The sequence below is a fragment of the Mogibacterium kristiansenii genome, assembly GCF_029224645.1.
Lineage (GTDB): Bacteria > Bacillota > Clostridia > Peptostreptococcales > Anaerovoracaceae > Mogibacterium_A > Mogibacterium_A kristiansenii.
Map to the genome: position 1 here is coordinate 20513 of NZ_JAQXUZ010000025.1, position 13176 is coordinate 33688.

Consider the following 13176-nt stretch of genomic DNA (forward strand, 5'->3'; position numbering starts at 1 on the left):
CGATTCATTTTATTGTGGAATTTCGTGTGCGGAAGAACCTTTGGTCAGCACTTCGTAAATTCCGTCGATACCGGAGAGTGCCATGGATCTGCTGGCCTCTTCTGTAAAGAATGCCATATGCGGTGTGTGAATTACGTTCACGAAGGACCGCAGATACTTCAGCTTGAAGTAAGGCATTCCAGGTGTGCGGATAATATCCTCATCGTGTGGGATGTGGATGATGCCCTCTTCGCCCGGGAATGCATCCATGAACAGTGCGCCGATTTTCTCGGATTCCACGCCGTCGATGATGGCATCGATATCCATCAGACCGCCGCGGGCATTGTTCACCAGAACCACGCCGTTCTTCATCTTAGACAGCGCCTCTCCGTCGATCATATTCTCTGTGCTCTCGGACAGGTTGGTGTGCAGTGTGATAACATCGGATTCTTTGTACAGGGTATCCAGATCCACGTAAGTTGCATATTCTTTTACTGCATCGTTCTGGTACATATCGTATGCCAGGATACGGCATCCGAATCCGGACAGAATCTTGATAACGGTATATCCGATCTTGCCGGCACCGATAACACCCACGGTGAGGGAACGCAGTTCCCGGCTCATTTTACCCTTCAGAGTGAAGTCGTTGTCGTTTGTATTGTACAGCGCCTTCTTCGCTTTCCGGATGCTCATCAGGATTGCCATTACGGTGTATTCCGCAACGCCGTTCGGAGCGTAGCTTCCGTGGGTAATCCGAAGTCCCAGCTCTCTTGCATAGGGAACGTCGATATAGTCGTATCCAACGCAGCGGAATGCCTGAACCTTTACGCCGTTCTCTACCATGGTGTCCAGAATGCTCTTGGAGAAATCACTCTGTCCCAGTGTGGTCACGCCGTCACAGCCCTTGCTCATCTCTACGGTGGAAGAATCCAGAATCGATCCGGTGGAAATCAGTTCGATTCCCAGTTCCTTGCAGCGAGCTTCAATAACCGGTTTTTCGTCCGGACGGACTTCATAAGCAGCAATTTTCATATCTTCTTCTCCTTTACTTTTGACCCTCTGCCGGGTCCCGTTTTGATCACTAATTTGTTTCCAGTCCCTAACTCTATAGCAGCTGGTGTAAAAACATTTTCACGATCTACACGTTTCCGATATTCCCACTAATCTCTCAGTGCCGGGTCCATCGGAATGGCAGCGCCCTCTTCCAGAAGTTTTGCTACTTCTTCATCGGAATATCCGTATTCCTTCAGAATGCTTTCGGTCTGTTCACCCAGATACGGTCCTCTGTTGTATTCCGGCAGGCCCATTTCCTTGAACATTACAGGCGGTCTAACCAGCGTACGCTTGTTTCCGTTGCTGTACTGCATTTCATAGAAGATGTTGGAAGCCCATGCCTGCTTGTCTTCCAGCAGGGTATCCCAGTTCTGTGCCACTGCGTAAGGCAGGTCGGCCGCATCCAGAATCTTGCACCACTCGTCGCAGGTCTTTCCGCGGAACTCGTTGGTAATCCATTCCGAGAATTCTTTTCTGTTCGGAACCAGATTCTTCTGCGGATAGAACTTCGGATTCTCTGCCATTTCCGGGTGTCCCATGGCATTCATGAGAACCGGATAATGTCTGTCATACTGCGGCATCGCAATCTGGAGCCACTGATCGTCTGAGGTCTGATATGCCAGAGTCAGCGGGTTTCCGTTCTCCCATCTCTCCATCGGGAACTTGCAGCTGTCGGAGCCGTACTGGCTGGCTTGCAGCATCAGGGATACGTCCCATACGGCACTGTGGAAGAGGGATACAACAACCTGATCGCCTTCACCGGTAGTCTTTGCACGATACAGTGCTGCCAGCACGCCGGCCGCCAGGTTCATTGCCACCTGGTGATCTCCGAAGCCCTGTACGGTGAGCATCGGCAGGCTCTTTTTATCTCTCAGAGGTCCCAGAATTCCGCCTCTTGCATAGAATGCGGTGAAATCGAATCCCGGCAGATCTTTGTCCGGTCCCACTTCGCCGTATCCGGAAACATAACCGAATACCAGTGCCGGATACTTTGCGTGGAGGGTTTCCCAATCCAGACCGGCTCTCTTCAGCGGTCCCTGACGCCAGTTGCAGATAAATACATCCGCATCGGCAATCAGCTTCTCCAGAGCTTCTCTTCCTTCTTCGGATTTCGTGTTCAAGGAAATACATCTCTTGCCGGCATTCTCCAAGTCGTAGGATGTGTTTTCCTTCTGATCCAGCGGACGACCTTCGTTTACAGCGGTGTATCTCAGAGGGTCTCCCTTCGGAGCTTCCACTTTGATAACGTCTGCACCCAGGTCTGCGAGGAATCTTGCGGTACAAGGAGCGGCAATAAATGTTGCCAACTCTACAACCTTCACCCCTTCCAGGGGGAGTCTTACTTCGCTCATTTCATAACCTCCTGCTTTTCTAAGCTACATATTCACCATATCCCGGAATGTTTCGAGATTGGTTCGAATCTGTTCAAACTGCTTCATCTGACGGTCTACTTCGATTAATGTCGCCGGAATGTCCGCCTTTTCGCATGCCTTCTTGATCATCACGTAGTCGAATTCTTCCGGATCGCAGAACTTCGTCATGACCACGATAACGCCTTTGGCGTTTCTCTCTTTTGCTGTGTCCACAATCCACTGCACTCTTGGCTTTTCCACATTGTAGAGAACAGAACAGTTGTCCATGTTTCCGAACTTCTCTGCCAGTGCCTGAAGGGCATCCTCGCCTTCCGGAACATCGGTCCGATACTGACGGGACTGTGCCGCTACATCGTCGGCCACGATGTGGAATCCCAGCTCATCCATGATGGCATTCAGCTGCGGTGCGTCTGTCAGGATACCGGAGACGATAACCGGAAGCTTTTCCGCTGCCGGTGCGGTGCCTTCCAGTTCCTTAATGAGCTGCTCTACCAGTGCGGTATGCTCTTCTTTTAGCATGAAGAACGCACTCTTGAACAGGTCGCTACGCTGTGCCGCTGTGATTTCAGGATGGTTCGCCAGAACTTCTTCTGCCCGGCGCATTACTTGATTGTGTCTGTTATAGATTCGATTGGATTCTGCCAGTGCGGCTGCGTCGAACTTGCCACCCAGCTTTTCCAGATCGTGAATCACTCTTTCATATCCGGCCTTTGTGTACGCAATGCCGTATGCCGGCTTTCTGTGCTGCGGATAAGTCATCGGAATGAACGGAATATCCTTCACGGCATATTTCCAGTTCTCTCCCAGCGTCTTCAGTGTATCGCACAGAGACGGAATGACGATTGCGCTGGCACCCTTATAGGCTCCGTTGATTCCCAGTTCCAGCATGGACTGCACGATGGAACATAGGAATGCCGGAAAATATTCTTTGGAACGGTTCAGTTCAACATCAGCACCCCACGCGCCCATTGGCACGAATCCCATTGAATGGAGTATTTCTTCAGGAGTATAGACAGGGGAAGTCAAAACGACTTTTTTACCCTGTTGGAGATAGGAATCCATCTGAGCACGCGGTGCTGTTGCTATCTTATGAAACTGATCGAAAATTTCGTTTACCATCGTTACTCTCCCTTCGCTTCTTTGTTCGCTTCCATGATTTCCATCAAGCCCTGTACGCGGGTATCGTACTGTGCTTCGGAGAAGTTCCGCGGATCTGCCTGGTCGCCGTCGAAACTGGTTACCGGAATTCCGCAAGCTTCGCCGATCTGACGGCTCATCTCGCTCATGAATCCACTCCACAGTTTGCAGGAACGGTTGGTATGAACCAGAAGTCCTTCCACGTTGTTATCCTTGCAGAGCTTGATTCTCTTGTCTCTGGATTTCTCAAGGTTGATGGCGTTCGGTACGCTGCAGTATGCGGCGATCATCTCATCGAAAGAGTGGTAGTCGAAACCGAATGCATCGGCATAAATGGTAGTTACCATGTTAATGCCTCTGTCCCTCAGGCCGTGAGAAGTCGCTCTCAGATATGGCCAGCAAGCGATTCCTTCGAACATCACTCTGTATTTCTCTTCGCCGCGATAGGTGCTGGTGCCGTTCTCGTGGTTTTCTTTGTATTCTTTCAGGAGCTGCTCCATCGCCTCTCCGGCCGCTTCCTTGCCTCTTGCGGTTACCATTACCGCCATATGGTTCAGAAGGTCAAATCCGTTGAACGGAGATGGTGTGTACTTCGCCTGTGCCGTTGCATCCAGCCATGCTCTGCTGGAGCGGCAGCTGAATCCGGTCACTTCCTTGAACCGCTCGTCGGACCACTTCAGGTCGAACAGGTTCTCCAAGGTGTGTACCGCATCCCAGAACTGAGCGGATACATAATCGATTTCCGCCTGGGACACTTCGTAATCCGGGTTGAACGGAATGTCCAGAAGGATCATCGGGATATTCAGTTCAATGGCCAGGTTTTCGTACCATTTAATCATGCAGTTGCAGATGTTGTTGCAGCAGAGCAGTACATCCGGCATTGCCACATCCTGCTCCGGACATTCCTTCAGCTTCGCGTACGCCATGCTGATTCGAGCATACGCACAGATGTCGTTGGAATATCCATCCGCTTCTGCCACTTCGCACATTCTTTCGCCGGCACCTCTTGCAGCAATTCCCGCTGCCTGGTTCTCCGGATATGCAGTTGCCAGTCCCAAAGTTTCCGGAATTTCTACCGGAAAGTTGCTGGATACCCACGCAACCGGTTTTCCTTCCTTCTTCGCCTCGATGGCATCCGCAAATGCATCGGAAGCGATTTTACCGAGTTTGTACTTCGCCGAATTCGGATCCACCGGACGGCGGGCTTTCTTTTCCTCTGCCATAAGAACCTCCTGCTTTCTTTCGCAATTCAGTAATGTGTTGTAAAAATAATATTCTCTTCAATAGCTCTTCCGGCTATTTTATCGCTTGTCGATATGCGTACAGCGCTGCGCCGATAGCACCGAAGTACTGTGCCAGCGGATCCACCGCGATCTCCATGTCCAAGCTTTCGGACAATGCTCTTCGTACAGCACCGTTCTTTGCCACTCCGCCGGACATGCACACCATAGGCGTTACGCCAGCCCTCCTTGCCAGTGCGGACACCCGGGCTGCCACGCTGCTGCAGATTCCTGCAATCAAATCTTCTCGTTTCACCCCATTTGCCAGCTGGCTGATGACTTCCGATTCAGCGAACACCGTGCAAGTGCTTGAGATCGAGGCCGGATCGCTGGATTTTGCTGCACAGGCATCAAAGTCGCCAATGTCCATTTGGAGAATCGTTGCCATCACATCCAGAAAACGTCCTGTGCCTGCCGCACACTTGTCATTCATGACGAAGTTGGACATTCTGCCGCTCTCCGACAAGACGATGACTTTCGCATCCTGTCCTCCGATGTCAATGACGCTTCGAAGTTCCGGGAAAACGAACCGTCCGCCCAGTCCGTGACAGGTCAGCTCGCTGACCTCGCCGTCGCCGAATTCAAAATTTTTTCTTCCGTATCCGGTTACAATCGTTCTTGCAACGTCCTCGGGTGTTATTTCACACTCCTTCAGGACGGTATCCATCGCTTTCTTGGGACTGTCCGTACCCATACCTCCCACAAGGAGACTTTTTCCGATGATTTCTTTTCCATCCCGAAGGAGAATGCATTTCGATGTTGTCGATCCGATATCAATTCCCAGTGTGATCATTTTCCACCCCTGACATTTTGTGTTTTCTTTAATGCAATTCCATTATACCAACCGTTAATTTTTCGTCAATATCCATGGGCGATTTTGTGAGTGTTTTAACAAATGGTTTTACTTTCATTTTGCAAGGAATTCTTTTTATCTAAATTTTCCTTGATTTTAAAGGCTTTTATCTTGTCAAGTTTTTATCGATATTTTCTATAAACTATCTATCGTTTGATAAATTTTTTTCATATATTGCATTAATATTCATTGAATTCTATAATGAAAATGATTAGTTCTTTACATCAGAATGATGGAGTTTGACTATGGATATTAATAAATTGAAGGCCTTTGTGGCTGTGTGCAACACCGGAAGTTATACCAAGGTTGCCAAATCATTCGGCTATACCCACGCCGGAATTTCTTACATGATTAAAAGCTTGGAAGATGAGGTGGGCTTTTCCCTTCTGGAGAAAAAGGGAACCAGTCGGATTCCTACCGCCAATGCCCGAAAAATTCTGCCGGACATCCTGAATGTTTTGGATTCCATGGAACGACTGGAGCATTCCATTGCATTGGGGCGAAGCAGCATGGCGGCGGGACTTAACATTGCCGCCATCGAGTCGGCTTCCATCAAATGGATTCCGCTGACCATTTCCCGCTTCTCTGCGGAACACCCGGACGTCCCGGTGAATGTTTTTACCGGAGACCCGTTCCAGATTAACGGATGGCTTCGGGACGACGATGCGGACGTGGGCCTGACGGTTCGCTCCTGGACCGATCCGGATTACAGTTGGACGCCGCTGATTCAGGATCGTTTCTTCGGACTGCTTCCGAAAAACGACCCGCATCAGCATTCCGTTTCGGTGCAGGATTTCGAGGACAAATATATTTTCATCCCGAACCCATACGGAAACCGAGATATTACCAATCTGCTGGATAAGTACGACATTTCCTATCAGGTGCCGAACGACAACACCATCAGCATGATGTCGGTAAATACCAACGTGGCAGTGGGAAGAGGATATTCGATTTCCACCGGTCTGATGATCGATTCCAACCGGGTGGTGGCGGAAATTCCGGAATTGCAGCCGAAAATCCTGCCGATTGAGCCGGAGACTTGCCGGGAAATCGGACTTTCGAGAAAGAAAAATGCGGGCCGAAGCCCGCTGGTGGATGATTTTATTCGCTGTTTGAAACAGGTGATTCAGGAATACCCGATTAAGCCGATTGAATTGGAAGCTTCGGATTCGGAAGATGAAAAATAAGGTATATGAAAAGGACTTCGCAGAGTGGCTGTGAAGTCCTTTCCGTTTTCGACTTGATATAAGTCAAGGTCAAAAGCGTTGTTCTAATTGCATCATCTATGCTTTGCCCGCGCAATCTCATATGCCTAGAATTTCAAAGACAGTTCACGCTTTTTGACTGAAAATGCGAATTCAGCGTGAACGCAATTCGCTGCTTTTGCAAAATTCTAATTTTGGAGTGTCGGATTGCCATTGACAATTCACGCCAGAACGCTGATTTCCTTCAAAAAAGCGTGAACCGTTCTTATCAGGTTGACTTTCACACAGGAAATACCATGGCGAAACCATGTATCACAGAAATAACGTTCACGCTAATTAGCTTAATTTGGAAAAGCAGCGTGAAGTCGCTCTGAAATTCTAGGCGTATTTCATTGCATCTGCTCGATAAGCTCCAATTGTCAAGAAGGCGCTTGTGGGAGATACGATTATAATCCCCAAGGAAAACTAGATGACAATGCCGTTGCAGTGGTCCACTTCATGCTGGATAATCTGTGCAGTCCAGCCGGTGAACGCTCTCCGCTGCAGCTTCCAATCCATGTCCCGGAATTCCACCTCGATTTCTTCATAGCGGGTAGTCTTACGGACACCGGTAAGGGAGAGGCATCCTTCTTCCGTCTCGAAGGGTTTCTTTGCCGAGAGGATTCTCGGATTGAACATGACCATGTCCATGATGCCCATGTTTACGATAATGATGTTCTTTCGGATGCCAATCATGTTGGCCGCCATGCCCACGCATCCGTCTCGGTGCGCCTGCAGGGTGTCCATCAAATCCCGGCCGATTGTCCGATCTTCTTTCGTTGCCGGCTCCGACTTCTGTCCCAGGAAAAAGGGATCTTTCATAATTTCTCGTACCATCTGTCCTCCTATATTTCCACAATTTCCACTTCGCATCCGTTTTCGCGAAGGAGCGCCACCAGGTCGTCTCCCTTCAGCCACACCGTTGCCGTGTTTTCATTCGGGTGAATGCCGATGATGCTGTCTTTGAATTCCGAATCCAAATACAGGGTAATCGGTGCCTCTTCCACGTTCAGCAATCCCAAAGGTGTCACGGCTCCCGGCGTCAGATCCATGTATTTTTTCAAATCCTCCGGCGAGGCAAAAGAAAGTGGCCGCAGCCCGTGGGTTTTCCGGAAATCCTTGAGGTTGACGCGCTTGTCACCTTTTACCGTGATCAGATAATAATTCTTTTTCTTGTCGTCCCGGACGAAGAGGTTTTTGGCGTCCCCCTCCGGATAGGGAAGATCGATGGACTCCAGTTCTTCCATATTGTACACCGCCGGGTGCTCCGTGATTTCAAACGGAATGTTGTGATCTTTCAGATATTGATAGGTTTCTTGTTTGTTCATAGTGTCACTCCTTGGAATTTCTAATTACTTCTTGAATTTATACTTTCCTTTTCCGTGACCAGATACCGGCTCGATAATATCTGCCTGCATCAGATTGGAAAGAAGTTTTGATGCACCTGACTCTTTTAGCTCAAGAATCTCCATAACTGCACTTCTTCCGAATACTCCATCAAAACCATATTTGTCGAAAAGCCTATGGATATGAACCGTTGTTTTTATCGAAAAGCTCCCTCCTCTCTCGGCAAGTACACTTAAAATGTCCACTTTCTTGTTTTGAATATCCACTTTTTTATCTTGAATGTCCACTTTAGCGACTCGAATGTCCACTTTTTCTTTATTCAAAGTTTCACCTATATGAAGATCTCGATTATGAAGTTCATTTTTCTCGTTCAAAAGCAGATTTCTGAGAAACGTTTCCAGATACTCTGTTGTTTCGTGAATACCTTTTTGAAGGTTCGTATAGTTTGCACGAACAAGTGCATTTCGGAAATACCACGCATTTTCCGCAAAAATATCATTGGTTGCAGAGAAGCCCAGTGTTCTCAAATACTTGATGAAGAACACGGCCGTTGTTCTCGTATTTCCTTCGCCGAAAATATGGATTTGCCATAACCTCGAGATAAAAACCGCCAAATGATGAATGATTTCATCCATCGACAGCCCTCTATAGCTATAATTCCTCTCCTGTGAAAAATCATATTCCAGGGTTGCCATCAGTTCGGAAGCACTGCCGTACACAACAGTTTCTCCATCAAGGATCCACTCTTTCTTTGTAATATTATAATCTCTAATCTTTCCAGCGTGTTCGTAAATTCCCTGAAATAGTTTACGGTGAATAGAAATATATTCATTGGGCGAAAACGAGAACGCTGTTTCGGAGAGAATTTCCGCAATACGAGAAGAAACCTTATCCGCTTCTTCCGTACGTTCCCCCTCCATCAAGTGCATCGGACGTTCTTCATAGTAACTGTCGATAAGATTCTGCGCTTCTTTCATTGTAATCTTGCCTTCAATATTTTGAATGGCAGTCTCAATCAAGTATTTAGATGGCTTGAGTCCATCCACCGCCTGAAGCCCGATTGCTGTGCTCCAAGCATATCCTTTGTACACCTTATCCGGTTCAGATTCTCTCAAATACTCCTTAAACGGGTCTATCCCCATATTCGCCACCTCCCTATTCCAACGTAAGAAGAAGTGCCATCTTAAATTTCCTCGTTGCTTTTACCGAATGGAGCCCGCCTTTCGCAAAGCGGAAGTTCTCACCGGCTTGAATCGGATGTTCCTCGCCCTCGTAACCGATGACCCCCTCGCCATCCAGCGCGAATATGATTGCCTCCCCGGGAGCAGCATGTTCCGACAGCCCGGTTCCCTCGTCAAATGCCATGACAACGAATTTCATTTTATCGTTGTGCACCACATCCATATTTACAATTTTGCCATCCGAATAAGGTACAAGTTCTGCCAAACGAAAAACCTCTCCGGCTTTAATTAATTCGTTCATAATATCATCCTTTCTTACTGCTACTTCGGTATAAACGGTTCCTTCTGACGTTCGCATGCCCATCGGCGTGTCTGTCAGTGTCACGATGCTGTCCCCGGTTTCCAGGTTTCGGGTAAAACCATTGTTTCCATACACCTCCAGACTTCCGGCTGCAACAACGATCATCTTATAGTAAGGGTAAATCTCGGCGCTAATGTCCGTGTTCTTCGCCAGTGAAAAAACGGTAATATAATTCTCGCCGCTATGAATTTCTTTTGAAATTGTGCATCCGGGAATCGATGGGTTCTCTTTTGCTATTGAAAATTTCCGCCCATAAAGGCTGTTTTGTTCAATGGATTCCATGGCCGTCCTTCTTTCAATTACTTCATCCAAGCCTTTGCTCTCAATAATGCTGCACTGCCTTTCGCAATACATATATTGTACCACAGAAAAAAGTAAAAGTAGACCCACGACTTCGAACTTCGAAATCACGGGGCTGCTTGTCTGTCTGTGCTGCGAACCTATTCTTATCGAGATTATAAATGATGTCCTCATCAGAATGGTACATTCTGTCTTTGGCATTACCATCCAACGTCAACACGTTTCCTTCGGGGATTCCGGCAACGTTAACAAAACAAAATTAAACGATGCCGATGCAATCAACAGGATTACTAAAAGCCACTTTTTGTTCATGCGCCCTCCCCTTCTAGGTTTCTAAAGCATCTTCTGTTTGCCGTAACAGTTTATGGATATCACGTCCGCTATACATAATTCGCACTACGTATACCATTTCAGTTTCTTCATCTATCTTGTAAAATACCAGGTAATTGTCTACCGGGAAAAATCGAAGTCCTCTGCTGTGCCACGGTTCTTTCTCTTAAAGGCGATTTCTTTTTGGCATGGTATCCAATCTTCGAATAGCAGCCATAATCCGTTCAGTCTGCCCTGCAGCATTTTGGGGTGCTAGCAATCTCTCTGAAATATATCTGAAAATATTTCGTAAATCCTTCTTTGCCGCTGCTGTATACGTCACCTTATACTTCAAATACCAAATTCCTGTTTCATTTCTGCTTCAACTTCATCCGCCGAATACACTCTGCCAGCCTTAATATCTTCCATCCCTTTCTCTATCTCTATACTGAATTGCTCTTTTGTCAAAGAGCCATATGAAACCGGTTCTTCACAGGATGGAAGTTTCATTTCAAAAGGAATTCCCCTTTGAAGCACAATCTGTCTCAGAAACATTCCCACTGCATTGGACATTGGAATACCGAGTCGATCGAGTACCTGCTCCGCCTGTTCTCTCACTTCAGGTTCAACACGTGCAAATACACTTGCAGTTCTTTCCATTGATGTCACCTCCTCTTTTTTTCATTATATCTTTTTTGATTGCGAACCGCGATCATTTCGCAATCTTTTTACTCTTCACTTGTCCCGGCAAGGATGTCAATGGTAAGGGCCACAAGAATAAGCCTGAGCTTGTTGGCGTGACCAGGCGGAAGACAAAGGATTTGCGGGGAGGTCGACGCCAACATGGACGTTGGTCGGCCTGGAAAATCCGGGGCGTGTTGGCGTGACCAGGCGGAAGACAAAGGCTTTGCGGGGAGGATAGCGCCAACATGCTTATGCCCATCAATCGGTAAACAAAAATGCCGACCGCAAAACAGACGTTTGAAGTCGGCATTTTTGTTTTCTATTCGGCTCCTGCGGAGCTCGCTAGTTCTGACTCGGCTTTCGCGACTCCTGTCGCATTGCTCCTTTTCTGCCCAGTCGTGGCAATGCTCCATCCGCTGCATTCGCCGCTCGCCTCGGGCGCAAACCCGTTTGCGCTTTTCCTCGGCGCAGTCGAGTGGCGCTTCTTCGAAGCTTACTCGCCTGCGAGCGGCTTCATAACCGGGAAGAGCTGTACGTCACGGATGGTTGTGGAATCTGTGATGAGCATTACCAGGCGGTCAATACCGATTCCGATGCCGCCTGTTGGAGGCAGACCGATTTCCAGTGCATTGACGTAGTCGGTGTCCATCGGGTGTGCTTCGTCGTCGATACCCAGGTCCAGTTCTCTCTGCTGCTCTGCAAATCTCTCGTACTGGTCGATTGGGTCATTCAGCTCGGAGAAGGCGTTGGACAGTTCCCATCCGTTGATGTATGCCTCGAAACGACGAGTGATTCTCGGGTCTTTCGGGTCTCTCTTGGACAGCGGGGATACGTCTACCGGATGTCCGGTGAGGAATACCGGTCCGTCCAGCAGGCCCGGCAGGTCCTCGCAGTATTCTTCGAACATCTCGGCGATGATTTTGCCGCGCGTCCAGTTCTTTACGTCTTCCTCGTTCATGCCGTACTTGATTGCTGCGGCACGAGCTTCTTCATCATCGTCGATTTTGTCGAACGGAATTCCGGTTACCTTGATAACGGTCTCCGTCATATCGATCTTGTTCCACGGCGGAGTAACATCGAAGCTCTTTCCTTCGTAGGTGATAATCGGAGAACCGTTTACCGCCATCGCGCACTTATACACAACCTGTTCCATCAGGTCCATCATATCTTCCAGGTTGCCGTATGCCATATACGCTTCCATGGAGGTGAATTCCGGGCTGTGGTTCTTGTCCATACCTTCGTTACGGAAAACCTTGCCCAGCTCGTATACTCTGTCCAGTCCGCCGACAATCAGTCTCTTCAGCGGAAGCTCCAGGGAGATTCTCAGCTTCAGGTCGAAGTCCAGGGCGTTGTGGTGGGTGTTGAACGGACGAGCGTTTGCACCGCCGGCGATGGTCTGGAGGACCGGGGTCTCTACTTCCAGGAATCCGTAATCCTCTTCCAATACTTCCCGAACGGTCTTTACAATCTTCGCACGGTTGTAGAAGGTTTCCCGAACATCTTCGTTCATGATCAGGTCTACATAACGCTGACGATATCTCAGATCGATATCCTGAAGGCCGCTCCACTTATCCGGCAGCACCTGCAGGGATTTTGCCAAAAGGGTCAGCTCCTGAGTGTGAACGGATACCTCGTCGGTACGGGTCTTGAAGACAAAACCGCGCAGGCCCACGATATCACCAATGTCGTAGGTCTTGAAGATTTTGTACTCATCGACGCCGATATCATCTCTCTTGATATAGCACTGAATTCTGCCCTGCTTATCCTGTACATCGAAGAACGCCGCCTTGCCCATGATTCTTTTTCTCATAATACGACCGGCAATGGCAACTTCCTCGCCTTCCATGGCTTCGAAGTTCTCCTTGATGTCCTTGCTGTGTGCAGTTACATTGTACGTTTCCTGTACAAATGGATCTCTGCCCATATCACGAAGTTCCTGCAATTTCTCTCTGCGGATTTTTCTCTGTTCGCTGACTTCTTCTGCGGTCAGTTCCACGGTCTCGGGAGCATTGTGATTATCGTTACTCATGTCTTTTCCTTTTTCTTTTCCTTTCTGCAATGTGCTGCGCGTACAA

General features: G+C 48.4%; 12 protein-coding genes and 1 pseudogene. 1 reads left to right on the plus strand and 12 read right to left on the minus strand.

Annotated features, from left to right (window positions below; genetic code table 11):
* Positions 1 to 9: 9 nt before the first annotated feature.
* The 5 genes from PUE40_RS07700 to PUE40_RS07720 form a co-directional block, all read right to left on the minus strand.
* Positions 10 to 1011: an NAD(P)-dependent oxidoreductase gene (locus PUE40_RS07700; protein ID WP_154553774.1), complete on the minus strand. Its 1002-nt coding sequence runs from the start codon at positions 1009 to 1011 to the stop codon at positions 10 to 12.
* 128 nt (positions 1012 to 1139) lie between these two features.
* On the minus strand, positions 1140 to 2384 hold the full coding sequence (locus PUE40_RS07705) for a CaiB/BaiF CoA transferase family protein (protein ID WP_154553775.1): 1245 nt from the start codon (positions 2382 to 2384) through the stop codon (positions 1140 to 1142).
* A 24-nt stretch (positions 2385 to 2408) separates the two neighbouring features.
* A complete protein-coding gene (locus PUE40_RS07710; RefSeq protein WP_277672412.1) occupies positions 2409 to 3524 on the minus strand; it encodes a 2-hydroxyacyl-CoA dehydratase subunit D in 1116 nt (371 codons plus the stop codon).
* A gap of 2 nt (positions 3525 to 3526) precedes the next feature.
* Positions 3527 to 4765, minus strand: coding sequence for a 2-hydroxyacyl-CoA dehydratase subunit D (locus tag PUE40_RS07715; RefSeq protein WP_154553777.1), 1239 nt, complete (start codon positions 4763 to 4765; stop codon positions 3527 to 3529).
* 73 nt (positions 4766 to 4838) lie between these two features.
* A complete protein-coding gene (locus PUE40_RS07720; RefSeq protein ID WP_277672413.1) occupies positions 4839 to 5615 on the minus strand; it encodes an acyl-CoA dehydratase activase in 777 nt (258 codons plus the stop codon).
* 305 nt (positions 5616 to 5920) lie between these two features.
* Between PUE40_RS07720 and PUE40_RS07725 the strand changes: the two genes are divergently transcribed.
* Positions 5921 to 6862 (plus strand): LysR family transcriptional regulator, encoded by a 942-nt coding sequence (locus tag PUE40_RS07725; RefSeq protein WP_154553779.1) that lies wholly within the window; start codon positions 5921 to 5923, stop codon positions 6860 to 6862.
* Positions 6863 to 7345: 483 nt separating this feature from the next.
* On the opposite strand, the gene PUE40_RS07730 is transcribed toward PUE40_RS07725, so the two are convergent.
* The 7 genes and pseudogenes from PUE40_RS07730 to lysS form a co-directional block, all read right to left on the minus strand.
* Positions 7346 to 7756 carry a peptide deformylase gene (locus tag PUE40_RS07730; RefSeq protein WP_154553780.1) on the minus strand — a complete coding sequence of 137 codons (411 nt, stop codon included), beginning with the start codon at positions 7754 to 7756 and terminating at the stop codon, positions 7346 to 7348.
* 8 nt (positions 7757 to 7764) lie between these two features.
* Positions 7765 to 8247: a prolyl-tRNA synthetase associated domain-containing protein gene (locus PUE40_RS07735; RefSeq protein ID WP_154553781.1), complete on the minus strand. Its 483-nt coding sequence runs from the start codon at positions 8245 to 8247 to the stop codon at positions 7765 to 7767.
* A gap of 24 nt (positions 8248 to 8271) precedes the next feature.
* Entirely contained in the window at positions 8272 to 9408 is a 1137-nt protein-coding gene (locus PUE40_RS07740) for a Fic family protein (RefSeq protein ID WP_154553782.1), read from the minus strand.
* Positions 9409 to 9421: 13 nt separating this feature from the next.
* A complete protein-coding gene (locus PUE40_RS07745) occupies positions 9422 to 10090 on the minus strand; it encodes a cupin domain-containing protein (RefSeq protein WP_277672414.1) in 669 nt (222 codons plus the stop codon).
* A 343-nt stretch (positions 10091 to 10433) separates the two neighbouring features.
* Positions 10434 to 10760: pseudogene (locus PUE40_RS08275) on the minus strand (type II toxin-antitoxin system RelE/ParE family toxin).
* A gap of 8 nt (positions 10761 to 10768) precedes the next feature.
* Entirely contained in the window at positions 10769 to 11077 is a 309-nt protein-coding gene (locus PUE40_RS07755) for a type II toxin-antitoxin system RelB/DinJ family antitoxin (RefSeq protein ID WP_277672415.1), read from the minus strand.
* A 517-nt stretch (positions 11078 to 11594) separates the two neighbouring features.
* Positions 11595 to 13130, minus strand: coding sequence for a lysine--tRNA ligase (gene lysS / locus PUE40_RS07760; protein WP_277672416.1), 1536 nt, complete (start codon positions 13128 to 13130; stop codon positions 11595 to 11597).
* Positions 13131 to 13176: the final 46 nt, after the last annotated feature.

Excerpts from the sequence above, each read along its gene's own strand:
- PUE40_RS07740 (WP_154553782.1), bottom strand. The coding sequence starts at position 9,408 with ATGGGGATAGACCCGTTTAAGGAGTATTTGAGAGAATCTGAACCGGAT.
- PUE40_RS07725 (WP_154553779.1), top strand. The coding sequence starts at position 5,921 with ATGGATATTAATAAATTGAAGGCCTTTGTGGCTGTGTGCAACACCGGA.
- PUE40_RS07700 (WP_154553774.1), bottom strand. The coding sequence starts at position 1,011 with ATGAAAATTGCTGCTTATGAAGTCCGTCCGGACGAAAAACCGGTTATT.
- PUE40_RS07720 (WP_277672413.1), bottom strand. The coding sequence starts at position 5,615 with ATGATCACACTGGGAATTGATATCGGATCGACAACATCGAAATGCATT.
- PUE40_RS07735 (WP_154553781.1), bottom strand. The coding sequence starts at position 8,247 with ATGAACAAACAAGAAACCTATCAATATCTGAAAGATCACAACATTCCG.
- PUE40_RS07715 (WP_154553777.1), bottom strand. The coding sequence starts at position 4,765 with ATGGCAGAGGAAAAGAAAGCCCGCCGTCCGGTGGATCCGAATTCGGCG.
- PUE40_RS07755 (WP_277672415.1), bottom strand. The coding sequence starts at position 11,077 with ATGGAAAGAACTGCAAGTGTATTTGCACGTGTTGAACCTGAAGTGAGA.
- lysS (WP_277672416.1), bottom strand. The coding sequence starts at position 13,130 with ATGAGTAACGATAATCACAATGCTCCCGAGACCGTGGAACTGACCGCA.
- PUE40_RS07745 (WP_277672414.1), bottom strand. The coding sequence starts at position 10,090 with ATGGAATCCATTGAACAAAACAGCCTTTATGGGCGGAAATTTTCAATA.
- PUE40_RS07710 (WP_277672412.1), bottom strand. The coding sequence starts at position 3,524 with ATGGTAAACGAAATTTTCGATCAGTTTCATAAGATAGCAACAGCACCG.
- PUE40_RS07730 (WP_154553780.1), bottom strand. The coding sequence starts at position 7,756 with ATGGTACGAGAAATTATGAAAGATCCCTTTTTCCTGGGACAGAAGTCG.
- PUE40_RS07705 (WP_154553775.1), bottom strand. The coding sequence starts at position 2,384 with ATGAGCGAAGTAAGACTCCCCCTGGAAGGGGTGAAGGTTGTAGAGTTG.